Origin of the sequence: Winogradskyella psychrotolerans RS-3 (assembly GCF_000427335.1) — a bacterium.
Taxonomy (GTDB): Bacteria; Bacteroidota; Bacteroidia; order Flavobacteriales; family Flavobacteriaceae; genus Winogradskyella; species Winogradskyella psychrotolerans.
In genome coordinates this window covers 161,681-187,618 of the sequence record NZ_ATMR01000091.1, presented here as the reverse complement: position 1 = coordinate 187,618, position 25,938 = coordinate 161,681, and the positions used below count along the sequence as shown (strand labels likewise).

Here is a 25,938-nt window from a genome sequence, read left to right as displayed (position 1 = left end):
CTAAACTAATCTACTATAATTTTTTTGGTTATTGTGAAACCTGCAGTCGTTTGTAATTTAACGATATAGGTGCCAGTGCTTAAGTTCTTTATATTGTATTCTGAATATTTATGGTGTTCAACAGTGTCGATGTTGTAAACGGATTGTCCTAGCATATTATAGACAACAATCATTTTTACATCGATTTGATTGGGATTGACAACGACAATTTTTTTAATGGTATTAGAATACAAGACATCAATAGGATTTTTGCTGTAGTCATCAATACCTAATACTTCATCTTGTGTACCGAATGTAATTTCAAACCGATCTAAATGGTTACCCTTAATTAAGAAAATATCGTAACTACCTGTTCTTAAATCATGATATATGCCTAATTCATTATCATGTAAATACACGTTCATAGCATCAGGAACATTTTCTAAGGCATCAACCATTATAGAACTGATACCATCCGTTTTCGTTTTTAGACCTAAAGGATATATTGCGGAAATGTCGGACTCATTACTGGCTTGTATAATGTAGGCTTCATCATTAATAAGCCAAAACATATCATCAATTTGCGTCTCGTTAATTTCTCCATCATAAGCCCAATCTACTCCTGATGATGCGTTTTCGTCTATGGTCAATAATAACTGACGACGAATCGTATTTACAGAATTGAAACCTATTCTAAATTTCATGCGTTGATCTTCAATTTCGATGGGTTCTTCGTTTTCTGTAGTTGAAGAATTAGAATTCCTCATAAATACAGAAGCGTTTCCTTCTTTTTTAAAAACACGCTGTCCGTTATTAAAATTAATGGTTCCTGTGTTTTGTCCAATTACAAAAAAGCCTTGTCCAACAGGAATATAGCGTTGTGGTGCTTTCGTTGGTTCTCCATCCAATTCTGAAACAGACAAATTATTGCCTTTATAAGCTGCAGCAACGGAACCAGAAAAATTAAATGTGGCATAACCTCCATCATAGTCTTGTGTTGCATGAGAACCTCCTCCCCAATGATTCCAAAAATATAAGGTTCCACTAATTAATGGCGAGCCATCATTAGTTGCTTCCGGACCATTATCTTTAATAAATTGTAAGGCATCTAAAGCAGAAGGATAAGGATTACCCACTAAATAATCACTGTTGGAAAGCAATGGCAGATTAATATCTCCATTATTTGGTTTTCCTGAGAATACATAATTTTGAGGTGAAGAGACCGAACCTGTTCCTGGACCTTTCATTGTAAAACCTTCTCCTGGTAAGATTGTGCCAGTGCGTCTAATATGTTGCCATGCGGAATAGTTGTTACTCGGCAGGTTGGTATATTTCCAAATCCAGTAATCTGCAATTTTAATAGGATGAGTGGCTGCTCCATTATAACCTGAAGACATAAATTGAATATCTATAGGGGTATTTGGATTTGTACCGTCTTTTAAAACATCCATAACTCTAAAATTTTCAGCTTCAGAATTTATACGTTTTACAGGAGAGGACCAATAGTTATAAGTATAGGTATCAGCAGTTCCTTGTTGGTCGCGTTCAATTTTACCATTAGCAATAACCTCTAAGTCACTTTCTAGTGTTTGAATTAATTGTGATTCACCTTTCAAATCTATAGTTCCAGTAAGGCCTAAATGATGTGTAATAGATACGCCATTTCCAACAGATGTCTCTGTGTCACCTTTAAGTACTAATTCATTAGCGTCAACAAATAATCCAAGGATAGTTCTCGTATTGTTTTTGTCTGTTGGTAAATACGCATTATCCATAGTTAATTTATGGGAGGTTTTAACGATATTCCAATCTATGGTTTCTTCCGGGTTTACGATGGATTTAGATCCAGGAATATATTGTAGGTTTCCATTGAGCCACGATGCGTCATTGCTCCAATATCCATCTTGCTTTGATGTGTAAGGTATGGGAGCTGTTTCATAATCTGCAGTTAAGATATGTTTTAGATACCCGTTATTGTTATTTCCAGAAGCATCAACGGTATTTCTATAGGTGAAATGAGACATTGGGTAATACGCCGCTAAATCTGTCCAAGGAATTCTTTTGATTTCATTTTTAGTAACTGAAATTGGTAATTCCTTTCCTCTTACTTTTCCAGAGTCATTAGAAATTTCCTGATTCATGATAAAACGCAATTGGTCTTCCATTAAAAAAGTATTCCAAATACGGACCTCATCGATATGACCTTTAAAATACTGGATAGGTAATCTTTTTCCGGCAGCTGCAATGTGAAATGATTCATTTGTAGCTGTAGGAGCTGTTTTTTCAGCAGCATTATCTAATACGCCATCAATGAATATTGAGACTTGTGAGCCATCATAAGTAACAGCAACATGATGCCATTTGTTATCTGGAATAGAAGTATAAGATGTAAGCGATTGACTACTATCATTTTTCCACTTAATATTGATTTTATTGGTATCGGTCAATGTTAAATCATAACCTTCGGTAAACGCAATGTCTCTTTTAGAAAGTATAGAAACATCACCAGTATTAGCTGAATCATGTTTTATCCATGCAGAGATTGTAAAACCTGTAGGATTTAAATCTAATGTATTTTGCATATCGATATAACTATCAGAACCATTAAAATAGATGGAGCGTTCTTCCGTAATCTGAGGTGAAAATCCAAAGGTTATATAGGATGTTCTGGTAAAGTTGTAATCGGTTTCTAAATACCCGTTGTCATCTAAGTTTAAAATTCTAAAATCGACATTAGAATCAAAGGAGTCCGAATTAGAAATAAGCATATAGTAACTACCTAAATCAGTGGTGCTAACAATAGCGTCTTGTGGTATTTTAAGATTTAGTGTTGGAATGATTTCACCATTTTTAGCAATTTTCCAAATACGTTGCATAGTCGTGTATGAAACATTGGTTGTGATTTCTGATGGAGTTTCAGAACTAAGATCAATAATTACAGGTAAAGGTGTTGCATCTAAACTGCGACCATTATGTCCCCATAAGAAAGAATTATTAATGCTACTCGTTGAAGAATTGAAGTTATTTGTAGTATGCGCGTCGGTTAAACTAATGATAAGTACATCATCAGAGCTATGATAATAAGATGTACTCATTGTAACTGATGAATATAAGCTTGAATTGTTATCATTTTGTATTGACGAGATGTTATAATTGTAATTATCTAATTGCGATAAAGTCCTTTGGTCAAAAGTATTAGAATAAACCTTTTTTGACCTATCTAACTGCTGAGCGTAACTAGAGAAGATAAATAGTATTAAAAGGTAAAAAGTTGATGTAATTCTTTTCATTAGGTTTGGGGTGAATGAAATAATTATGAGGCGAATATAATATTATTTTTCGATTTTCATCCATAAAACGCAAAAAAATCCGACGAAATGCTTTTTCGTGAAGGATTACAGCTTGAAATTGGAATGAGGTCGATGCCTTAATGTTATAATTACGACCTCTAGATTGTGGAGAATTGAACGTTTGACATTGAAAAAAAAAGCTAAAGTTCTGTAAATACCTAGATTAAAAGTTTTTATAATCAATGAATATAATTTGAGTAAAAAAATACCCGCTAACGTGTATTTTAAATACTAAAGAAACATTATAATTTACACGCAATTATTTTGCTACAAGTGTCATTCATGGTAATTTCAATGGTCTTGTCGAAAATTTGTGGAATTTAAAGACACCATAGAAAGAATTTAATTACATTGTTCGCTTTTAAGTAATTAGCTATTACGTATTTATGGGGAAAATACCGGGTTGTTTGCATTTAAGCATCGGTCTTTATTATAGTTTTATACTCAATAATATAATAGTTATTAAAATTTATTCTGTTTTATGATATCAGTTAAGAATGATAATAAATTAATTATTGGGTAATGAAGAATAAAAAGTATATCAATTTTTTTATAATTTTTTTTGTTATTATTAGTTCTGCTATTGCGCTGAATAATACTATAACGTATAAAAAACTTACTAATAATAGTGCATCACCGGCAGTCAGTTTTACTTTTAACAATAATGTTTGCTCTGGTCAAAGTGTGTCTTTTACTTCTACAGTAACAGGTGATGGTCCATTTGAATATCTTTGGGATTTTGGTGATGGTGGCACTTCTACACAATCTAATCCAAATCATGCGTTTCAGTCATTCGGATGTGGAACACAAAATTTTAATATTTCACTTACGGTAACCGATGATAATGGAGAGGATAGCTCATCTTCTCAATCAATCACTGTAAAGCAAAGACCAGATATTAATTTTATAGATCCTAACGCTAACTTTGGAACTCCATTTGCTAATTGTAATGCTATTGATGTAGAATATACAATTGTAGTAGAGAATGATTCGGCATCAAATAGTTGTGTGACATCGTATTCCATAAATTGGGGGGACGGAAATATTGAAAATAATATAATATTCCCTCTTTCTCATACCTATCAGAACTTAGGTTCATTTAATATGGTGATAAGCGCAACTGGTGCTAATGGTTGTAATTCACAGAAAACATATTTAGTAAAAAACTCAAGTAATCCTACCGGAGGTATTGTGACACCAGGAAGTACGGTTGATTTATGTTTACCAATTAGTCCTTTACAATTTGCAATTAGTACGTGGGGTGAAAACCCTCCTGATACATTATATGATATCGATTTTGGCGATGGTACAACATTTGTTTTAACACAAGACGACTTAGAATCTTCATCTTATTATAATAGTTCTAATCCTTCTGCATCTACTAATTTCCCAATTCCACACACGTACACAGAGTCTAATTGTCCTAATTCTAGTTATACAATTCTTTTAGATATCATTACCTCTTGTGGAACATCTAATTTGACAGCTGGTCCTATCACAGTTCTTAAAAAACCAGAAGTTAATTTTAGTATTGATGATAATGCCTGTGTGAATGTTAATATACCAATTAATAATACATCAGTAAGTGGATATAATACGGGTTGTAACACAGATGCCAATTGGTTTTGGGACATGGGTGACGGTACCACTTATACAGATTTTGAACCTGCGCATTTCTATACGTCGCCTGGCACATATACAATTTCACTGTATGCTGTAAATGGTTGTGGAACAACAGATCCTGTTACGCAGCAAATTTGTATAGAAGCTCCATTGGTTCCTGTTTTTACAACAAACCTAAATGAAGGATGTTCACCTTTAGCTATATCTACATCAAACACTACAGATGAGTCTAATAGTTGTACTTCTCCAACATATGCATGGGAAGTCATCTACACCTCAGAGTTTTGTGGAACTTCAGAATCCTGGAGTTTTACAAATGGTACAGACGAGAACTCTGAAAATCCTTCCTTTCAATTTGATACCGCAGGAACTTATGAAATTGTCATGACAGCTACAAATTCTTGTGGAGATGTTTCAACGTCTCAACTTATTGAGGTCAAACGACCACCAACAGCAGTAATAGATCCTGTTGATGATGCTTGTGGTTCGTTAACTTTTAATCCCATAGCTACGGTTGGTACTTGCGCGCCAATATCAGATACGATAACGTATAGTTGGTTGTTTCCTGGAGGTTCACCTGCAACATCAGATCAATTAGATCCAGGAATCATAAATTATACAACCGTTGGTGATTATACAATTACCTTTAGTGTCACAAATGGTTGTGGCACAACGACAGAAACGGAAACATTTTCAGTGAATGATTCTCCCACAATTACAAATACAGATGTTTCTCAAACGATTTGTTCTGGTGCTTCAACAGCTGCGATTATATTAACGTCAGACGAGGCGAGTACAACGTTTAGTTGGGTGTCTAATAATCCAGCAGGACTTACAGGTTATACGCCAAGTGGAACATCTAACACTATTCCGGTACAAACCATAATTAATTCTATAACCTCTCCAATTACTTTAATATACACGGTAACACCAGAAATTGATGGTTGTGAAGGATTGCCGGTTGATTTTGAGATTATTGTAGAGCCTGCGCCATTAATTACAACGCAACCTATTTCTAATGGTGTCTGCCAAAATGGTACAACAGATGATTTATCGGTTGTCTATCAAGGTACAGGAACCCCCGTTTACCAATGGTATGAAAATACAGTAAACAATACCACTTCTGGAAGTGCGATTACAGGAGCAACCTCAGCCACCTTTTCTCCACCAACAGACACGGTCGGCATTACGTATTATTATGTTCGTATTACGTTTTCCTCTGGTGGTTGTAATGAAATTATATCTGATACAGCAGAAATTGAAGTCGCAAATGCTCCACAAATCGATACGCAACCCTTTGATACACAATCTTTATGTGTTGGTGGTCGTTCAGAGGAACTTTTAGTCCTTATTTCTGGAGGATCTGGAAATGCAACCTACCAATGGTTTAGCAATACCACCAATAGTAATTCTGGTGGCACATTAATTTCTGGCGCTACAGCGTCAACGTATACACCTTCTGTATTTAATACGGTTGGGACATTTTATTATTATGCAGAAATTTCTTTTGTCTCTAATGGCTGTTCAATGCTCTTAAGTGACGTTTCCGAAATAGTGGTCGTTGAAGATCCTGTGATAACAACACAACCTATAGGTTTTCAGAGTTTATGTCAGAATTCTGCAGTTCAAGATTTAGACGTAACGGTTTCTGGTGGTTTAGGTACTTTATCTTACCAATGGTATGTGAATACTATTAACGATACCACTTCCGGAACACCAATAGCAGGAGCAACATCAAGCATTTATACACCTCCAGCAACTGCAGTAGGTACGCTGTTTTATTACGTTGAGATAACTCAAGATGTTTCAGGCTGTGAAGTCACTAGTGCGGTCTCTGAGATTGAAATTAGTGCAGGAGCACAATTTAATGCACAACCTATTTCTGATGAATTATGTTTAGGTGAAACTACTTCGGCTTTAACAATAGGTTATACCAATGGCACAGGTACAGCAACGTACCAATGGTATCAAAACGGTATAGACGATATCACAACTGGTACTGCTATTGCAGGTGCAAATTCAGATACATACAACCCGGAAGTGACTTCAATTGGAACGACGTACTATTATGTGGTCATCACGTTTAGCTCTGGTGGTTGTACCGAAATCATATCAACAACTGCAGAAATCATCGTCAATGAAACTCCTATTATTGATGATGCTGATATATTGATTTGTAGTGGTAATACGTTCACATTTTTACCAGACACCAGTAACACAGGTGATATTGTACCACTAAATACATTATACACGTGGACAACACCAGTAGTGAGTCCGGCAGGAAGCATAACAGGAGCCACAGAGCAGTTAACACCAATTGCGACAGTATCTCAGTTTTTAGAAAACACAACGACAAATTCTGCAACTGTAACATATACAGTCACTCCTGTTTCAGGAAATTGTCCTGGTATGGATTTTGAAGTTGTGGTTACGGTGAATCCATCCATTTCAGTAATGTCAAGCGTGACGAATAATTTATGTTATCAAGTGAATACCGCAACTATTGATATTACAATTGTTGGTGGTATTCCATTTTCAACAGGAAACGCCTATAACATCATTTGGACAGGACCAAATGGATTTTCAAGCACAGACCAAAATATTTCTAATCTTGAAGCTGGAGACTATACCTTAGACATTATAGATGATGGTGGCTGTCCATATTCTGAAATCATAACGATAACAGAACCAGAAGAACTACTCTTTAGTGCCGTAGAGTTTGATGTAGAAACTATTTCATGCTTCGGAGCAAATGACGGTGAAATAGGTATAGAGGTTTTAGGAGGAACTCCTCCTTATGTTTATACTTGGAGTCTAAATGGAGCTCCATTTTCTACAGGTGAAGATTTATCTGATCTTGGACCAGGAGATTACTCCATTTCTGTGACGGATGTTAATTCTTGTGGACCAATAGCACTCAATTTTAATGTGGAAGAACCCGATGAATTAGAAGTGACACTAGATTCTAAAACAGATGTCTTATGTTTTGGTGATGCTACAGGAATAATTTCTATAAATGTCATTGGAGGTCGAACAGATTACACATATGCTTGGTCAGGACCGAATGGTTTTTCAAGTACAAATCAAAATATAGACACATTAATCGCAGGAATTTATAATCTTACAGTTACAGATGATTCTGGTTGTATCGATACTTTAGAGGTTGAGGTTCTTCAAAATGATCAAATTGACATCGATTTGAGTGTATCACAAATTGTGTGTTATGGTGACAATGATGGGTCGATACTTATTAATTCAATTTCAGGTGGTGTTTCACCGTATACAGTTACATGGAGTAATTTAGGATCAGGTTATAGTCAGACTAATTTATCGGGTGGAACTTATACAATAACCATTACAGATGCTGAAAATTGTGAACGTCAGTTTCCTGTGATAATCGATGAACCTCCGGTCTTTTTAATTGATCCGGAAGTCACACAAATGACTTGTGCTGGTGAAAACGATGCCAGCATCACCTTAAATTTTGTAGGAGGCATCGATCCTGTAACTCTTGTTTGGGACGATGATGCTACAGCTGGTACAGAACGAAATAACTTAGCGCCAGGAACCTATAAGGTGACGATTACAGATGGTGTGCCTTGTGTTATTCAAGAGAGTTTTACCATTCATAATATTTTACCATTAGCCTTATCTACAACAATTACTAATGCTTTAGAATGTGAAGACCCTAATAGTGGCGCCATTAATTTACTTATACAAGGAGGAACGCAACCTTTCAATGTGGTTTGGTCTAATGGTGCAACGACTGAAGATTTAGTTGATGTACCACCAAACACGTACGTAGCTACAGTTACAGATGCCAATGGCTGTAGTATTGAAGGCAGTTGGGAAGTCACACGATTTGAGCCTTTAGTTTTAAATGTTGAAGAGCAAGTTGATGTGAATTGTGAGGCAAGAACTATAGACCAAACGTTTATAGCCATAGCAAGTGGAGGAGTACCACCATTTCAATATAACTGGTCTAGCGGAACAGTTAGTGGTCTTAACAATGAATTTATGACGACTGATGAAAACGGTTTAGTGATTTTAGAAGTTACAGATAGTTTTGGGTGTTCAATTAATTACACATTAAATGTGGAGTTAACCACATTAGGTGATGCTGATTTCGATACCTCTTCTTTTGGCTATTTAAATTATGGTATTTATGCCATTCAAGATCCTATTGAATTTATAAACGAAGCCACAGGGCATTACGAAACCATACTGTGGGATTTTGGAGATGGTAGTTTTTCGGGTGAAGAAAATCCATTTCATACCTATTTTACGCCGGGTAGTTATGTGGTAAAACAAACCGTTACCTATCCTTATGGTTGTGTTTACGAAAAAACAATAACATTAATTATAGAGGAAGGCTATAAATTAATAATGCCAGATGCGTTTACACCAAACGATGATGGTATAAATGATTTCTTTGGACCTGTTTACATCGGACTCAATAGTTTAGAAATGACGGTCTTTGATACTTGGGGAAGTCTTATTTATAAAGAGTCGGGTGATGCAATACGCGGATGGGATGGTAAGGTGAAAGATGAGGAAGCAGAAAATGGAAATTACTATTACACATTAACGGCCAAGACTTTTTACGGCCATGAAATTAAGGAACAAGGAGCTTTTGTATTTATCAAATAAAACCGAAATGACATTGAAAAGAATTATAAGTATTATAGCGGTTTTGATGGGGATTCAAGCACAAGCTCAAGACCCTATTTTTACACAATCTAACTATATACAAGAAACGATAAATCCTGGGTTTTCAGGTTTTGAAGATAGTGATAGAATAGCTGCCGGAGTCTTAAGCAGAACACAGTGGCCAAATTTAGATTTAAGAGTTGATACTCAATATGCCTATCTTAACAAATCGTTTGATTATGGACCAAGTTTGGGTTTCGGAGTGGGCGTAAATTTCTTAAGACAACACGAAGCATTTAGCAATTACAATTATTATCAACTTAATGTCAATTATGCACACCGTGTTAATCTCGATGGTGGTTGGTATTTTAGACCAGCTTTAGAAGTCGGTCTTGGATTTAAGGATGCAGGCTTTAGTAATCTCACTTTGGCAGATCAGATTAATATTAATTCGGGAGTCGTTAATCCTGTGTCTGTAGATCCTCTAAGTAATACTGTAGATAATGTTTTTTTTGGAGATATTTCTGCGGGCTTTGTGTTTGAGAGAGAAGAATTTAATGGATTAACCTATTGGTTTGGGGCATCGGCAAAGCATTTGAATCGTCCTAATATTTCATTTGTAGATGGAGAAGAAGTCCCCTTAGATATTTTCTATTCTTTACATGGTAATTTTAGATTTCCATTTATGAATGATTACAGCATCATGATGACCGCTAATTACATGCAACAAGGAGAGTATAATCGTTTAGATATTGGGTCGTTATTTGTTGTCAACCACTTTCTTATTGGTGTGACTGCTGCGACCAATCCTGCTCAAAATGATGAAAATAGTCACATTTTAACGTCTGTTAATGGTTTCTTTGGTTTAGAATTTACGGAGTTTAGATTCGGATTATCTTATGATATGAATACCTCTAAAATCGGTCGCACCAATGGAGTTTATGAGGTGTCAGTAACCTATTTATCACCTTGTAGGCGTTGTAAAACGAATCGTAGTCGAAAACGCTAAAACAATTATAGACTAATTAAACTTACGTTTTTGAAACCATAAATCAGATAATGAAATATTAATGTTTAAGGTGTTTACATATTCTTTAATTAGAATACTCTCCGTAGTTCCTTTTTTACCTAGCGTATAAGAAATGTTTAACAATGATCTTTTACCAATTGGCAAACCAACACCAAAGGAAGCGGAATACGTATCTATATTCGTGTCATCTACTTTAAGGTAGCCCGAATTGTAGTTTAATCCCATTCTAAAGTCTACACGTTTCCATAATTTATAACTTGTAGGATCCACAGCATACGACGCTCCTAAGCCAAAAATATTTTGATCAGTATAATTACCTATAGCATCAGACTGATTCGTAGTGCCCCAGAAATTTTTCTTATAATCAGCAGTTAAAAGGAGATTCTTGAACTTAGTATTATAGCCAAATCCAAGTTTTAAAGGGAGATAAAAACTATCAATAGATTCGTCTTCTGTTTCTTCGAGTGTGGTATAAGCGGCATTTGAATATTTACCAACTACAACATCTTTTGTGCCTTTTAATACGGTTGGAAAATCTACTGTAAATCCAAAATTATGCTTGTCTAATAAATTGTATTGTAAACCGATGCCTAATTGTGCACCACTATAATAATTAGTTTCGTTAATTTCTAAGTAACTGCTTGAGGTTACGATGGATTCACTTTCTTCTATTTTACCAAATAAATACGATGCTTTCAGGCCAACATTTAAATTTTCGAAGACTGTTCGGGCATAATCCAATCGTAATTCACTGATACCACCATTACCACCAATGTTAGTTGTGAATTGCTCAGAACTGCCTTCAATATTATTTTCTATACCAATTAGGGAGTACCCAACAGTAGTCGCTGGTTTTAAGGTTAATCCAATACCGTAATCGTTATTATGATTAAAAGCTAATGAGATGTTGGTAAAATTATAGGTTGTTCTTTGCTCACTTATGTCATCTCCTATAAGATTGTTCAGTTCCGCGGAACCACCAAAATCAAATGTAATTTCATTTTCTTTTAAGGTTGCAAAAGCTGCCGGATTATATAGATTAATACCATAGCTAGCGTCTAAGGAAATACCTGTGCTACCAAGTCCACTATTTCTACCAGTGCCAGAATTGCTTTCTACTCCCAAACCAAAAAGTGAATACGGTGAGCCAGTAAGATTACTAGACTGAGAGTAGGCTTGTAACCCAAACAGTAGTGCGACAATAATTAGAGATGGATATTTATTCATATGATGCATAGGTTATAACTAATTTGGTGTTAAAGCCAGATCGCTGACTGTCATTAAAAATGATTTTATTTATGGTAGAGTTATAGTCTGTTGGAATTAAAATAAGGGCATCTTTAGTTACCGGACTCTCATTCAATTTCTGATCTATAAAATCTATAACAGGTACTGTAAATACAATTTGATTAAATTCTGAACTAACATTGGTTGTGGTTGCTGAGACCACATCAACACTATTACTAATTTGGCTGGCCAAGTCATTATTTTGATCTATAGTATAAAGCAGTAAGGTTTCGCTTAAGGGTTGAATCTCAGAATGCGATGCAGAATTCGGTTCTATATAGAGGGTGGCATCTAATATGGTGCCTTCGTTGCCTAGATTATACAAGTCTCTAATTGTTGGGAATTCAATTCTAGTCACATAACCTGTGCCAGCTTGGTTATAACTTATGTTTCCACTTTCAGATGACGCTAGGTTGTATTCTTGGTCAACTATAGCTTCTAGAGGTAAACCGGTAACGTCACTTTCTATATGATTATAGTATGTATTAATCGTCATGTCATAGGTGTATTCATCGGTTTCTAACTCATCTGGAATAGTATAATAAAACCGCAGGTAACTTGTACCGCTATCCGTTGAAAAACCAATGATAGAGGCATTATCGTCAGTGCCAGGCTTTATGGTTAACCCTTTTAGTTGTTGGTATAAGGATTCTTGATCCGTAATAGTATTATCTCTAATATCATTAAATAGATTTTCACCAAAACTGTAGGGCAGCGTTACAAAAACTGAATCTTTACTTGGAGTAGGGAAGTAGGTTTTACTCGTTAAAGGAGTTGTTTCGTAAGCGGTTTCTGTGGTGTTATAGAAGTACGTATCATCAGAACTCATTTTGTCGGTGAGCTTATGAATATTAAGTGTGGCAACTTGGGTGGTATCGTTGTAATAATAGGTGTCATATCCTAGAACTAAACCAACGCTATCTAAAACGGCATCATTATCTAAGTAAAAAGAAGAAGGACTAATCTGTATATAAGTAGAGGTATTTACAATTCCCATATCGTTATCCTGATACTTACCAACTAATAAGCGATCACTAGTTGAGGTTGTAATAGAATCAAACTTCATTGTAGATAATTTTACAGAAAAGGTATCAATAGATAGAACTCTTATATTGGTGCCTGTGAAGTCTTCACCTGCAACTAAGTTTGCATCTTCAGCGTCTGTAGAACACGATATTATGACCATTAAAGTGATAATGACTGTCAATAATTTTAGAAATGATTTCAACATTTGTTTTGTATAATTTCTACAAATCAACTAACCAATTGATCTAATAAAAAGTCTAATATACCTATGGCTTATATGTATCTACAGAAAGGCAGATTTATACGTTTAAAGTTTATAATTGGTTTTGTAGATTAAAATTTGGTGTCTGTCTATAAAAAAAGGGTCTAGGTATATTTTGTAATTGTTGTAAAAGATTGTGGTAGTAAGTTAGCACCCGATGAGAAAAAAGACATTACATTATTTAACCTTTAGCTTAGTCTCTATGGTGTCGTATGGACAAAAAATGTTCACTACTACAGATGCCGGAGATGTAATGGCATTAGAGTATAGTAGTTATTTTAATTTGAACGAGGTTCAATTAGACACTAAATCAGTAACTATAGATTTTACATCTGTATTAGATAAGCCAACCATTGGTTTTGGTATGAGCTACACTAATAATAGTTTAGATTTTGATGCGTATGATCGGTATCATGATTACAGTGCATTTGAAGAATTACACAGTATAGAACTGTTTGCTAGATATAAAAAAGCACTACGTAATAATTGGGATGTAAACTTCACCATTGCACCGTATTTGTCTTCAACATTTAATGAAGAAATTTCTAGCGATGATTTTATATTGAGTTACGCCGCAAACTTTACGAAGACTTGGGATAAAGACGGACTTAAATCATCCTTAAAAATAGGTGCGGGTTACGGTTCATTATTTGGTAAGCCTAACTTTTACCCTTTAATATCGTATTCTAAAAATGTAAATGAAAAATTGAGATACGAAATAGGAATACCAGTCACAGGTGTGTTTTACAAACTAAACGAGCAGAGTAGTTTTGATTTTAAAGCACAACCCGAATCCATTTATGCGAATAATACTTCAGGTTTTAGCTTGGCAAATGAAGCGGTTATCTATAATTCTGAATTAGAATTTAAAGCGTTGAAATTAGGATTGGGTTATCAATTTCGTTTTGATGATAATTGGTCAACAAATTTTAATATGGGCTATTTATTAGGAAGTGAGCTTACGGTAAGTGAAAGCGATAATACCATATATGATTTTGATTCTAAGGAATCATTATCCTTAAACATAGGAATTAGTTTTAATATAAATAAGAAGTAAAATGAGAAAAATGAATAACAAATCAGCCATAAGATTGCTTTATTTAGGTGCCCTGTTGGCGTTGTTTTATAGTTGTAATAGTGATGACGACGATGAAGAAACCTTAGGGAACTGGGTAAAGAAATCGACATTTAATGAGGAATCAAGAAGTAGTTCTTCGGCCTTTACCATTGGTAATATTGGCTATATGGGAACTGGTTATGATGGTAGTGATTACTATAACGATTTTTGGGGTTATAATATGGATACCAATTCTTGGCAACAATTGTCAGATTTTCCTGGTGTAGAGAGAAGTTCTGCAGTATCATTTGTTATCGGTAGCGATGGGTATATGGGAACAGGCTATAATGGAGATACTAATGATGAGTTATCTGATTTTTACAAATACAAAGTGGGTACTAATAGCTGGACAACCATTGCAGATTTTGGAGGTTCAGCAAGGTATGGAGCTGTTGGGTTTGGTTCAGATTCCTTTGGTTATGTGGGCACTGGAAATGATGGAAGTGATAAAAAAGACTTTTGGAAATACAGCCCAGTTTCAGATTCATGGGAAGAAGTGTTCGGTTTTGGTGGAGACAAAAGAAGAGATGGTGTCACTTTTACATTGGGCAACGAGGTTTATTTGGCAACAGGTGTAAGCAATGGAGTTTATGAAACCGATTTTTGGTCGTTTAACTTAGATACTGAAGTTTGGACGCAACTTACAGACGTAGACGACGATGACGATGATTATGTGTACCGATCTAATGCTGTAGCGTTTACAATGGATGGTAAAGGATATATTGCATGTGGTGAATATTCAGGGAGTTTAAGTACGGTTTATGAATATACACCTTCAACCGAAACTTGGGAAGAAAAAACACCATTTGAGTTGTATGCAAGACGAGATGCTATTGCATTCAGTGATGGTGCGCGTGCGTTTGTCGCTTTAGGTAGAAACGGAACTTTGTATTTAGATGATAATATGGAGTTTTTCCCTAATGCAGAACAAGACGACGACGATAACTAGAATATAAAGATTGATTAGATTGGTTGATGGGCTTTTACTTTAGTGATTGAGGGTAGTAGCCAACTTAGAGTCAGGATAATGTTGATATCCTTCATTAATTCTGACTCTTTTTTTAATAATAAAATGAGATGAAAAATAATTATAACAGTAAAGCTGTATTTTTAGGGATTATAATTTTATGTGTAGCGTTCTTTTATTTCCAACCCGGAGATGTTGAAAAGAATGCCGTAAATGAAACATCTTTTGCATTACAGGTAATAGAACAAGATAGCTTTTGGATCTATGAGGTGTATAATGATGATAATTTATTCATTCGTCAAGAATACATTCCTGCAGTGAAAGGACGACAAGTTTTTACTTCTAAAGCAGATGCTGAAAAAATCGGAAATCTTGTAATGCGTAAACTTATAGAAAATAAAATACCAGTAGTTAGTATTAAAGATTTAGATGCTAATGCCATACATTTTAAGAGAATATAATCGACTTTATTAAATAGTACATGCTAACTAAAAACATATCTTATAAAGAATTTATTGTACATATCCTTGTTTGGCTTTGCATTAGTATATTTCCTTTATTAACGGCTTATCTAAATTTAGGTAAAATTCCTTATGAAGTGTTTTTAAAGCAATTAATGAATCCCATCTTGTTTTATGTTAACTACTTAGTTCTCGTACCTTACATTTTACTAAAACGCCAACTATTTTTCTACATTGTAGTGTCCATTTTATTTTTGGCACTCTATAATTATGTGAGTGAAGTGTTAATTCCAAACCCAATAAGAGATGAGTTTAGAAATATGGGTATGCGTCCTAATAGACCAGGAGGACCTTTTGGTATACGACACGCCATTCCTGTTGTGTTTTCACTAACAATTTTTCTTTTAGGTGGTATTTTTAGTTTGGTGGTGGACTTTTATAAACGCGATCGGTTGTCTAAGGAATTAGAAAATGAACAAAAAGAGATTAAGTTACAGTTTTTAAGAAATCAACTAAATCCACACTTTTTATTTAATTCATTAAATAGTATTTATGCTTTAGTGAGAAGCAAATCCGATGATGCACCAGAAGCTGTTATTACGTTGTCGGAGTTAATGCGCTATATGCTTTATGAAGCAGGAAATGAGCAAGTCACATTAGAGAAGGAAATAAATTATATTAAGAATTATATTGCGTTACAGCGGTTGCGGCTTAAAAATACTGAAGCTGTTAAACTTAACATAAAAGGAGAGACAAGAAATTTAAAAATCTATTCTTTGTTATTAATTTCCTTTATCGAAAATGCTTTTAAGTACGGAACAGATTACAAAGGAAATACGCATATAGACATAAAAATAGTAGTCGACAATAATAAACTAAGCTTAAACGTAGAAAATATAATAGGCTTATATAAACGTGACGATAAAAACTCTGGAGTAGGATTAGAGAACATAAAGAATCAACTTAATTATTTGTATAAAAACAATCATGAGTTGACAATAAATGAAGATAGTTCCTATTATAGAGTGCATTTAACCTTAAATTTAACCGACAATGAAATGCATAATAATTGATGACGAACCTTTAGCAATAGGTGTCATTGAGTCTTATTGTCAGGCTCTAGGAGCAGTAGAGGTGATTAGCACGTTTACTAATGCCATTGAAGCTTTAGATTTTATAAATAACAACCGTATAGATTTGGTGTTTTCTGATATTGAAATGCCTAACATTTCGGGTATTGAACTCATACGATCCTTAGAAGGCAAAGTCCCTTACTTTATTTTTACAACTGCTTACCCAGAATATGCTTTAGAGGGTTTTGACCTTAATGCTGTGGATTACTTAATGAAACCCATTCCATTTCCACGGTTTTTAAAAGCGGTAAACCGCGTTAAAGAGATGATGAAGCTAAATGAAGTAAGCACATCTGTCCATATTTCTTCTGCAGGTGGTGAGGCGCCTACACACGAAGATGATTTCATTTTTGTAAAATCGGAGTACGAAAACTTAAAAATAGACATCAAGGAAATTAAGCATATTCAAGGTTTAAAAGATTATTTAAAAATTCATTCTGAAAACGCGAAACCCATATTAACCTTAATGAGCTTTAAGGAAATGCAATCTAAGTTACCCGAAACGATGTTTATAAGAGTGCATCGCTCGTATCTGGTTAATGTCAATAAAATCACCTCTATTCAAAAAAATAGAATTATTATTAAAGAAGAACGTATTCCAATAGGTGAAAGCTATAAATCTATGGTGTATAGTCGCTTAAATATCTAGTGTTTAATTCAAATCCCAAATTAAAGGCAACACAAAATACACAATTAACGTGATGAGTAAAATAGAAATCACATTCATCCAAATGCCTTTTTTAACCATATCTTCTATTTTTAAATAGCCTGAGCCAAAAACCACAGCATTTGGTGGTGTGGCAACAGGAAGCATAAATGCACATGAGGCCGCTAAAGTGGCACTGACCAGTAATATATAAGGATGCACATTAATAACGGCAGCCAAGGATACTAGAACGGGTAATAACATGGCTGTAGTTGCCATATTCGATGTAATTTCAGTTAAAAAGTTAACCGAGGCAATTAAGACTAGTAAGAGAATAAAAAGAGATACCCCAATCAAAGAAGTTAATTGGTTGCCGATCCAAATGGCTAAACCACTAGACTCAAAACCATTTGCTAAAGCCATACCACCACCAAAAAGTAACAAAATACCCCAAGGTAACTTTACAGCGTCTTCCCAAGAAATTAAAGCCTGGTTCCCTTTTTATTAGGAATTAAAAACAAGATAATAGAGGCCATCATTGCAATAATAGTATCGTCAATTGCGGGTAACCATTTAGTTAGTAAAAATGACCTGCTAATCCATGCTATGGCAGTAATCGTAAAGACTACGAGAATCACTTTTTCTTCGTGAGATGTTTTTCCTAAAGCATTCAGCTGATTTTCAATTTCTTTTCGACCACCAGGAAACTCTTTTTGTTCAAATTTGAAGGCAAATCGGGTTAAATAAAACCAGCAGATAATCAGTAAAATAACACTTATAGGAAAGCCAAACATAAACCATTGCGAAAATGTAATTTCGGTATTATAAGTGCTTTCAACCACGCCAGCTAATACTAAATTCGGCGGTGTACCTATTAGTGTGGCCATACCTCCTATAGACGCACTATAGGCAATAGCTAGCATTAGGGCTTTTCCAAATATTAAATTCTCATTGGAGTTAGTTTTAGGATTATCCTGTAGCTGTAAAACAATAGCAATTCCCACAGGTAAAATCATTACTGCTGTGGCGGTATTAGAAATCCACATGGATAATAAGGCAGTAGCCACCATAAATCCAAGAATGATGCGACTAACATTAGTCCCAACAATTTTAATGATGTTTAGGGCTATCCGTTTGTGTAAGTTCCATTTTTCAATGGCGATGGCGAGTATAAAGCCACCTAGAAATAAGAAAATGTATTTATGCCCATAAGCCGCTGTAGTACCGCTTAGGGCTAAGCCACCAGATAACGGAAACAGTATAATAGGCAATAAAGCGGTTACAGGTATAGAGATCGCTTCAGTAATCCACCAAACGGCGACCCAAGATGTAGAAGCTAAAATCGCATTTGCGGACTCACCTAAACCTTCAGGATGACAAAAAAGCTTAATAAGTATAAATAATAATGGGCCTAAAACGAGACCTATTTTCTGTTTTGTCGATTTCATAAGTTTTATAACGAATGGTTCATAATATTTAAGGTGCTAATTTTCCTATTTTTTATTGAATTTCTTTTGTGGTGAAATTCTAGCTGTAAGGTATTGTATTATCTCGATATTTCAATTTAGGCGGTTAAATAAAAGGTGTAATTTTTCCTACTTTTTAGAGTTAAGTAATTGAAATTCAGCTAAAAATAAATGATAACTTTTTAGCTTTAATTCGAATAATTGATGTTTATACTGTTCCTTTGTAATCCCAAATCTACTAAAAATGAAACTATTTTACCTTACAGCATTGGCTGTGGCTTTTTGTTGTACAACAAAAGCCCAAGAACTATCTACCACCATGCACATAAGTGCAGGGACAACAGTTACCGTGTCATCAGGCACTACACTTTCTGCATCAGAAGTAAACCTTAAATCCACATCAGACAGCTTTGCGTGCTTATTTCTAAACGACGATTTAGAGACATCTACAGTTGTGAATTATGACCGTTATGTTAATATTATTGGTACGTCCGGTGAAAACGGAGGTAACGATTTAGTGTCGTTACCGGTAAAGACAGTAGCAGATGCTACTTTTTCCGATTTCTTAACCTATACCGATGGTACAAACGCCAATTCAGTGATTATACCAAATGCACCATCACTGCCAACATTATTTGCTTTTGGACCTTATAACAACACTAATCAATCCTACACCAATTATAACTCAACTACAGATGGAGATGTTATACTTAAAAGAGGAGTTGGGTACAGAGCCGCTAGTTATAGCGGACAGACCGTAAGATTTACGGGTGCAGTATCTACGGTATCAGAATCTGTTGAGATATCTACAACTAATAATGCATGGAACTCCATAGGTAATCCTTACCCAACATTCATAGATTCTCAAGCTTTTCTATCTGCAAATTCTGCAGTATTAGATCCTAATGCAGTAGCAATCTATGCTTATAATAATGGTGCTGATACCGATATAGGTGCTGGAACCTTTGGAAACTTTACAATTATTAATGGATTAACCGAAACAGTTGTAAATATTGCACCAGGACAAGCATTCTTAGTTGCAAATGATCCTGCCGATCCGACGAACCTAATAAGCTTCACTACAGCTATGAGAACTTATGAGGGAACAGATGATTTTATATTAGGTAGAGATGCCAATCAAAATCAAATGTTACGCCTTCAAGTTGAAAATGGTACGGAAGATTTTGCAACAGAAATTTACTTTAATGCCAATTCAACCTTAGGTCTAGACCCTGGCTATGATGCTGCACTTTATAATGGAGTGGGTTATAGTTTGAGCTTGTATTCTCATTTGGTAGAAAACAACCTTGGCAAAAATATGGCGATTCAAAGTCTTGGACTTAACAATCAAAATGATATTAGTATTCCTCTAGGGCTAAAAGCAGCGCAGGGACAGCAGATTACATTCACTATTGAAGCATCTACTTTGCCAGATGAGGTTGAGGTCTATTTAGAAGATAGCCAAACTAATACGTTTACCTTGTTGAATACGAATAGCTATTCATTTACCCCTAATAATGCTATTTCTGGTACCGGACGGTTCTACCTTAGATTTGAAACTAGTTCATTATCAACTATAGATCTAAATAGCGAAAGCTTACAAATCTTTGCAAGCGAGCAGGCCCTTTTTATCAACGGATCACTTTTGGCCGATACAGAAGTCTCAGTTTACGATATTCAAGGCCGTTTAGTGCTTTCTTCTTTCTTAAAGGAAGCGTCAGACAGAAACACTATAGATGCGGCAAGCTTAAGCCAAGGCATCTATGTCGTTAAGTTAAATAATAAAGTACAACAGCAAACTAAGAAGGTGATTTTTAAATAAGTTTTAATTCACGGTTCTACACATTTTAGGTATAGCACTATTCACGCGATACGATTATATGTTTGTAACACGGTGGTTTAATTATTTAAATAAAAAACAACAAAGTACGTTCTTTTTAAGATCCCTTTCAATTGGTCCTACACCATTAACTAGTACACAAAATTTTAATAAAAATAGTCATCGTAAGGATGAACACTATTCATTTACCCCAAATATTCATTAACCTCACAACCCTAAATTTATGAGACATTTTAAAACATTACTTTTTAGTTTATTACTTACAGTTACCGGAATATCCACTGCACAAGTAGGAATCGGTACAGATGCTCCAGATGCTTCATCGCTATTAGATTTAAAATCAAACTCTCAAGGTTTGTTGGCCCCACGTATGACAACCTTAGAACGCGATGCTATTGCAAGTCCTGCAGAAAGTTTATTAGTTTTTGACACCGACTTAGATGCCTTTTATTATTATAATACTACAACGAGCACGTGGGTAGAATTAGCGAATAACAACGCTGTTAAAAGAAACAATTACAAACTCATAAAATCTGCTGACGATTTAGCCGCAGAATTAGTTGCAGGTGGAGGCTCTAGTTATCAACTAAAAGAAAACACCTATTATGAAATCAACGGAACGATAACATTAGCATCTCCTATTGATTTAAATAACGCCTACATTTCTGGCTTAGATGCTAATGAAGATGTGCTCTCTGCAGCAGGAGTTGTATTCAAAGGTAGTACAGGAGGAGGTGTTAGAAATGTAACGCTGAAAGGAACTAAAGCTTTTGAAATTACTGGTCCAGGAATCTCAACCACTGCAACGCTTTTAGTTCAAAATGTGGTTATTGATGGTATGACTTCAAGTGTAGGAAGTGTTTCAGGATTAGGATTATATTTTGGTAATATCAATCAATTTATAAATAATACGAATGGAATTACCTTTTCTAATATTGGTAATTTGTTACTTAATACCCAAGCATGGTTAAGTAGTAACAACGGAACTTTTGAAACTTTTACTGGTGACTTCGGCTTAATAGAAAAAGTGAGTGGTTTTAGTACCGTAGAGGGATCAGATGTGGCAATGGACGTTAGTAGTGGTAGTCTTAGCGTAGGGACTGGTATTATAGAAGGTACCGTGTTTTCTGGTACAACATTGAATCCTTCAGGCTATATTGACGGTTATACAACAGGGTCTTATGACGGTTATAATTTTAGCACCTCATGGGAGGTAGATGCGCCTGGTATACCAAGAGAGAGTGATGATTCGGTTACAGCGAATTTATATTACGATGAATTAGATACATTTGGTGCTGTTAGTGTAACAAATTCAACACCTTTTAAACTGCCAGTTAATACAAGCGCAATTAGACTGTTTAGAACAGCAGAAGGTACAGGCGGTGATAGTGAAAATCGTATCATTTATGAGGGAGAAAAAGCAAGGGCTGTCAATGTATTTGCTTCAATATCGTTTACAACAACTGATGGTACGCAATTTGCTTTTTCAATTTATAAAAACGGAGTTAAAGTGATAGGAACTGAAGCGATTGTTAATGTGTTAAATATTAATGAGAGACAATCGGTTTCTGTAATTGGTACTGTAACGGTTGAGAAAAATGATTACATTGAACTATATGTTAGAAAAACATCCGCTAGCAATGAACAGATTTTAATTTCTTCATATAACTTAATTCTGAACTAAATTCATTTCTAAACTATAATTTGAAGCCTTTGGTAATTGACACCGAAGGCTTTTTTTGTTGTTAAATTGTGCAACATAGAACCATCTTTCTTTAGTCGATTAGCACGACCTATAATTAAAGGCGATTTATTCATTATATGGTTTTTTACAGGATTGGTAAAGGTTTTATTAATGCTATACAGACATTCTTCTTGGCTGTATTTTACCTCAAGTAAAAGGCATTGTTAAATAATTGCTAAACCTTTGTTTTTAGGTGATTTATGTGGATTCTTGAGATCCGTAATTGTATTTTGATTCGTATCTTTATAAACACCAAATAACATGTGCTATGAGACTACTACAAATATTAAAAAAGCAATTCTTTCGTTCAAAGCCACAACAGGCTAATGTAAAAACATCGCTTAACGAAATTACATCTAAAACGATGATTGAAAGAACATTTACTAAGGACGACGACACGTTTATGTTTATATAAATAGCGTGTCGTTGTATTAATCATTCTTTAATTGTTCTGGGTGTTTCCGGGGTGTTTTATTTTGCTTATCATGTAGGTAATAGTGGTTTGTTATTTCAAAATAGATCCTGAGTCCTATTTCAGGTTTCTTATTTACAAATATGGGTATTATCATGTATTGCGCCATTGGCTAAAGTGTTTTTCCTGTTTCGGGATGTAAACCTAAGGTTGTAAAGTAATCTCATTCTTTCCGTAGCATATTTAATACTATCATTTTCTTCAATATAGTCCTGTTTTCATGCAATCCAAAGCCTATAGTAGACGACGTCATACCACAAGCCTGTTGCGGTGAACGACGTGACATATCACTGCTACCACCTCCATCCGAAAAAGGTGATTAAGTAATAATTTGTTATTATTTTTGAAGAATGAAACAAAACCATAGTTCATTCCTCTTTCTTTATAGTCTATTGCTAGTTGTATGTCTTCAAAATGCATTTGCACAATCCACAAAAGATAGCTTATACTATTATAGAGCCTTAGCGTTACAACCTCAAAATGCATCGGATTTATTTAAATCTCAACACTATTTTAATAATAGTTATGACAAAGCACTAAAACGAGGAGATATTGAAAGGGCGACTAATCATTTATATTATTTAGCGAGTATCGCCTATAAGGAAGGAGAGTACATTAAGAGTGAGCAAACCGCTGTAAAAGCCCTAAGTCTGTTAGATAAAATGACACGGTCCGCTTATACAGAGGCAACCAGGAAAAGTTTCTATAACCTTTTAGGGTTGATGTACTCAGAGCAAAAGAATAAACCAAAAGCCATAGAATTGTATAACAGTGCTTTTAAAATATCTAAATCGGCGGCGGATAGTGCTAAGATCTACAACAATCTATCTATTGTGTATCTTAAGTTTGATGACATTGCTAATGCAGAAAAAGAAATACTAAAAGCCTATCAATTATTACCTAGAATAGCCCATACTCTTACGCAGGCACTTGTACTAGATAATTATGGTGTTATTGCGTCTCAATTAAATAATGCGAATGGCATAACCTTAATGACGAGAGCCTTAGAGCTGAGAGCATCCCAAAAAGACAGCTCTACAATTTACACTAGTTATTCGCATTTAGCAGATTATTATTACCGTATAAATGATGATGAAGCATCTAAAGCATATGCGTTAAAGTCGCTTCAACTTGCCGAATCACTAAATTCAGCATCTTATAAAAATAGAGCCTTAGGGTTGTTAGTCAAGCTAAGTGATGATCCTATAGCTAGAGCTTATAAAAAGTTGAATGATAGTCTGTACGCGGCAGAAAAAGAGAGTTTAAACCAATATGCTTTACTTAGATATGATAATTCAGAATATAAAAGAGACGCTTTAGAAAGTCAACTCGAAAAAGAAAAGCAAGAGTTTAGAACCCTCTATGCGCTTTTAATAGCGTTATTTATTGCCTTAGCATCGGTATCCTTATATTTTATATTGAGAGCAAGACATAGAAAAGAAAAGTTGCAACAGGTGTTTCATACAGAATCGCGCATCTCAAAAGAAATTCATGATGAAATAGCAAGTGATGTCTTTCAGGTAATGACCAGACTCGAAAATAAGGAGGTAAAACATAACGTACTTAAAAATGAACTGCATAATTTATATCTCAAAACAAGAGATATCTCTAAAAAGCACAGCGTTTTAAATGCCGACTATCCGTTTATAGAGTACTTAGAAGAATTATTAGAAAGTTTTAATGATGCCCACACCAATATCATTATTAAAGGACTTTCCGAAATCACTTGGGATACCATACCGCAGTTAAAGCAGCTTACGCTATATCGCGTTTTGCAAGAGCTATTAATTAATATGAAAAAACATAGTAGCGCTTCAATAGTGGTTGTTATATTTATAAAAGAAAGCAATGGTATTCAGGTTAATTACAGTGATAATGGAGTCGGTACTATGTTAAAAAAGCGAAATGGACTCCAGAATACGGAAAACCGTATTCAATCTATTAACGGAACTATTACTTTTGTAACATATCCTAATAAAGGGTTTAAAGCCCAAATAACCATGTAGTAATGTTTAAGAACGTTTTAATTAATGAAGATCATGATGCTATTCTTGCTAATATCACTAAAATATTACGAGATTTGCATGTGGAATCGATTGAGAAATCACAATACTGTGATGAAGCGTATTTAAAAATAAAAAAGGAGTTTTAGAAGCTAATCATTTTGATTTATTAATCACAGACCTCTCCTTTAAAAAGGATCATAGAGATACAACCATAGCATCTGGCGAGACGCTTATAGAAAAGCTGCGGGAAGAATTTCCAGATTTACCAATTATAGTGTATTCTATGAAAGATCAGCTTCAAAAGATTAGAGGCTTACTCAATACCTATCATATTAATGGCTATGTTTGTAAAGATCGAAAAGGTAGTATTGAATTAACAGCGGCTATAAAAGCAGTGTACAATAATAAGATTTACGTTTCTCCACAGGTCAAAAAGGCACTGAGTCCTAAGTCGCAATTAGAGATAGACGATTACGATATCACCTTACTAAAAATGATATCTCAAGGCCAATCTCAAGACGAAATTAGTAGTAACCTTAAATTAAAAGGAATTACGCCAAATAGCTTAAGCACTATCGAAAAACGTTTAAATAAACTTCGCGAACAATTTAAAGCCAACAATGCCATACATTTGGTCGCGATTACTAAAGATTTAGGAGTGATATAATACAATGACATACACGTTACAGCCCTGCACTTATCGTAATTTAATATTTTAGGGAATACTATAATCGTAAGTGCGTGTGGTGATAAAAGGCAATTAGAAATAATTGCCTTTTTGTGTGTTTAATGGTTAGTGTTATGGTTTACCGTAAGGTCTATAGTAGTGTTTAAATTATGTTTGTTTACTAAGAACACTCATTATCATATAAATACATT

General features: G+C 34.7%; 16 protein-coding genes and 1 pseudogene. 13 read left to right on the top strand and 4 right to left on the bottom strand.

Annotated features, from left to right (window positions below; all coding sequences use genetic code 11):
* Positions 1-5: 5 nt before the first annotated feature.
* The gene (locus tag ADIWIN_RS07475; RefSeq protein WP_081669542.1) at positions 6-3,269 is read right to left on the bottom strand and encodes a DUF8693 domain-containing protein; all 3,264 of its coding nucleotides are present in this window, start codon (positions 3,267-3,269) and stop codon (positions 6-8) included.
* Between the two features lie 582 nt (positions 3,270-3,851).
* On the opposite strand from ADIWIN_RS07475, the gene ADIWIN_RS19500 reads away from it, so the two are divergent.
* Together ADIWIN_RS19500 and ADIWIN_RS07465 are read left to right on the top strand one after the other, a co-directional pair.
* Positions 3,852-9,602, top strand: coding sequence for a PKD domain-containing protein (locus ADIWIN_RS19500; protein WP_020894433.1), 5,751 nt, complete (start codon positions 3,852-3,854; stop codon positions 9,600-9,602).
* Positions 9,603-9,609: 7 nt separating this feature from the next.
* Complete coding sequence (locus ADIWIN_RS07465) at positions 9,610-10,611, top strand: PorP/SprF family type IX secretion system membrane protein (protein ID WP_020894432.1); 1,002 nt, start codon at positions 9,610-9,612, stop codon at positions 10,609-10,611.
* 12 nt (positions 10,612-10,623) lie between these two features.
* On the opposite strand, the gene bamG is transcribed toward ADIWIN_RS07465, so the two are convergent.
* Together bamG and ADIWIN_RS07455 are read right to left on the bottom strand one after the other, a co-directional pair.
* Positions 10,624-11,859, bottom strand: coding sequence for a BamG family beta-barrel-assembly machinery protein (gene bamG / locus ADIWIN_RS07460; protein WP_020894431.1), 1,236 nt, complete (start codon positions 11,857-11,859; stop codon positions 10,624-10,626).
* Positions 11,852-13,126, bottom strand: coding sequence for a DUF4270 family protein (locus ADIWIN_RS07455; protein ID WP_235047052.1), 1,275 nt, complete (start codon positions 13,124-13,126; stop codon positions 11,852-11,854). The genes bamG and ADIWIN_RS07455 overlap by 8 nt, the downstream gene beginning before the upstream one ends.
* Positions 13,127-13,364: 238 nt before the next feature.
* On the opposite strand from ADIWIN_RS07455, the gene ADIWIN_RS07450 reads away from it, so the two are divergent.
* From ADIWIN_RS07450 to ADIWIN_RS07430, 5 genes are all read left to right on the top strand, one after another.
* Positions 13,365-14,264, top strand: coding sequence for a hypothetical protein (locus ADIWIN_RS07450; RefSeq protein WP_040756699.1), 900 nt, complete (start codon positions 13,365-13,367; stop codon positions 14,262-14,264).
* Positions 14,265-14,274: 10 nt separating this feature from the next.
* Positions 14,275-15,273 (top strand): Kelch repeat-containing protein, encoded by a 999-nt coding sequence (locus tag ADIWIN_RS07445; protein WP_040756717.1) that lies wholly within the window; start codon positions 14,275-14,277, stop codon positions 15,271-15,273.
* A gap of 128 nt (positions 15,274-15,401) precedes the next feature.
* Complete coding sequence (locus tag ADIWIN_RS07440) at positions 15,402-15,752, top strand: DUF4907 domain-containing protein (protein ID WP_020894426.1); 351 nt, start codon at positions 15,402-15,404, stop codon at positions 15,750-15,752.
* A 20-nt stretch (positions 15,753-15,772) separates the two neighbouring features.
* Positions 15,773-16,825, top strand: coding sequence for a sensor histidine kinase (locus ADIWIN_RS07435; RefSeq protein ID WP_020894425.1), 1,053 nt, complete (start codon positions 15,773-15,775; stop codon positions 16,823-16,825).
* Positions 16,806-17,534, top strand: coding sequence for a LytR/AlgR family response regulator transcription factor (locus ADIWIN_RS07430; protein ID WP_020894424.1), 729 nt, complete (start codon positions 16,806-16,808; stop codon positions 17,532-17,534). The genes ADIWIN_RS07435 and ADIWIN_RS07430 overlap by 20 nt, the downstream gene beginning before the upstream one ends.
* A 3-nt stretch (positions 17,535-17,537) precedes the next feature.
* Here the strand turns inward: ADIWIN_RS07430 and ADIWIN_RS07425 are convergent.
* Positions 17,538-18,979: pseudogene (locus ADIWIN_RS07425) on the bottom strand (SLC13 family permease).
* Positions 18,980-19,241: 262 nt separating this feature from the next.
* Here ADIWIN_RS07425 and ADIWIN_RS07420 point away from each other — a divergent pair.
* The 6 genes from ADIWIN_RS07420 (at position 19,242) to ADIWIN_RS21255 (ending at position 25,726) form a co-directional block, all read left to right on the top strand.
* Complete coding sequence (locus ADIWIN_RS07420) at positions 19,242-20,819, top strand: DUF8693 domain-containing protein (RefSeq protein WP_020894421.1); 1,578 nt, start codon at positions 19,242-19,244, stop codon at positions 20,817-20,819.
* A gap of 241 nt (positions 20,820-21,060) precedes the next feature.
* The gene (locus ADIWIN_RS07415) at positions 21,061-22,521 is read left to right on the top strand and encodes a phage tail-like protein (RefSeq protein WP_020894420.1); all 1,461 of its coding nucleotides are present in this window, start codon (positions 21,061-21,063) and stop codon (positions 22,519-22,521) included.
* Between the two features lie 328 nt (positions 22,522-22,849).
* Positions 22,850-22,996: a hypothetical protein gene (locus ADIWIN_RS20500; protein WP_020894418.1), complete on the top strand. Its 147-nt coding sequence runs from the start codon at positions 22,850-22,852 to the stop codon at positions 22,994-22,996.
* Positions 22,997-23,403: 407 nt separating this feature from the next.
* On the top strand, positions 23,404-25,059 hold the full coding sequence (locus tag ADIWIN_RS07410) for an ATP-binding protein (protein ID WP_020894417.1): 1,656 nt from the start codon (positions 23,404-23,406) through the stop codon (positions 25,057-25,059).
* 2 nt (positions 25,060-25,061) lie between these two features.
* Positions 25,062-25,205 (top strand): hypothetical protein, encoded by a 144-nt coding sequence (locus ADIWIN_RS21260; protein ID WP_020894416.1) that lies wholly within the window; start codon positions 25,062-25,064, stop codon positions 25,203-25,205.
* A 137-nt stretch (positions 25,206-25,342) separates the two neighbouring features.
* The gene (locus ADIWIN_RS21255; protein WP_020894415.1) at positions 25,343-25,726 is read left to right on the top strand and encodes a helix-turn-helix transcriptional regulator; all 384 of its coding nucleotides are present in this window, start codon (positions 25,343-25,345) and stop codon (positions 25,724-25,726) included.
* The last annotated feature ends 212 nt before the right edge of the window (positions 25,727-25,938 follow it).

Bases quoted from the DNA above. Each gene is read 5' to 3' on its own strand.
- ADIWIN_RS07420 (WP_020894421.1), top strand. From the start codon at position 19,242: ATGAAACTATTTTACCTTACAGCATTGGCTGTGGCTTTTTGTTGTACA.
- ADIWIN_RS07430 (WP_020894424.1), top strand. From the start codon at position 16,806: ATGAAATGCATAATAATTGATGACGAACCTTTAGCAATAGGTGTCATT.
- ADIWIN_RS07450 (WP_040756699.1), top strand. From the start codon at position 13,365: ATGAGAAAAAAGACATTACATTATTTAACCTTTAGCTTAGTCTCTATG.
- ADIWIN_RS07475 (WP_081669542.1), bottom strand. From the start codon at position 3,269: ATGAAAAGAATTACATCAACTTTTTACCTTTTAATACTATTTATCTTC.
- ADIWIN_RS07440 (WP_020894426.1), top strand. From the start codon at position 15,402: ATGAAAAATAATTATAACAGTAAAGCTGTATTTTTAGGGATTATAATT.
- ADIWIN_RS21260 (WP_020894416.1), top strand. From the start codon at position 25,062: ATGTTTAAGAACGTTTTAATTAATGAAGATCATGATGCTATTCTTGCT.
- ADIWIN_RS19500 (WP_020894433.1), top strand. From the start codon at position 3,852: ATGAAGAATAAAAAGTATATCAATTTTTTTATAATTTTTTTTGTTATT.
- ADIWIN_RS07435 (WP_020894425.1), top strand. From the start codon at position 15,773: ATGCTAACTAAAAACATATCTTATAAAGAATTTATTGTACATATCCTT.
- ADIWIN_RS07410 (WP_020894417.1), top strand. From the start codon at position 23,404: ATGAAACAAAACCATAGTTCATTCCTCTTTCTTTATAGTCTATTGCTA.
- ADIWIN_RS20500 (WP_020894418.1), top strand. From the start codon at position 22,850: ATGAGACTACTACAAATATTAAAAAAGCAATTCTTTCGTTCAAAGCCA.
- ADIWIN_RS21255 (WP_020894415.1), top strand. From the start codon at position 25,343: ATGAAAGATCAGCTTCAAAAGATTAGAGGCTTACTCAATACCTATCAT.
- ADIWIN_RS07445 (WP_040756717.1), top strand. From the start codon at position 14,275: ATGAATAACAAATCAGCCATAAGATTGCTTTATTTAGGTGCCCTGTTG.
- ADIWIN_RS07465 (WP_020894432.1), top strand. From the start codon at position 9,610: ATGACATTGAAAAGAATTATAAGTATTATAGCGGTTTTGATGGGGATT.
- bamG (WP_020894431.1), bottom strand. From the start codon at position 11,859: ATGAATAAATATCCATCTCTAATTATTGTCGCACTACTGTTTGGGTTA.
- ADIWIN_RS07415 (WP_020894420.1), top strand. From the start codon at position 21,061: ATGAGACATTTTAAAACATTACTTTTTAGTTTATTACTTACAGTTACC.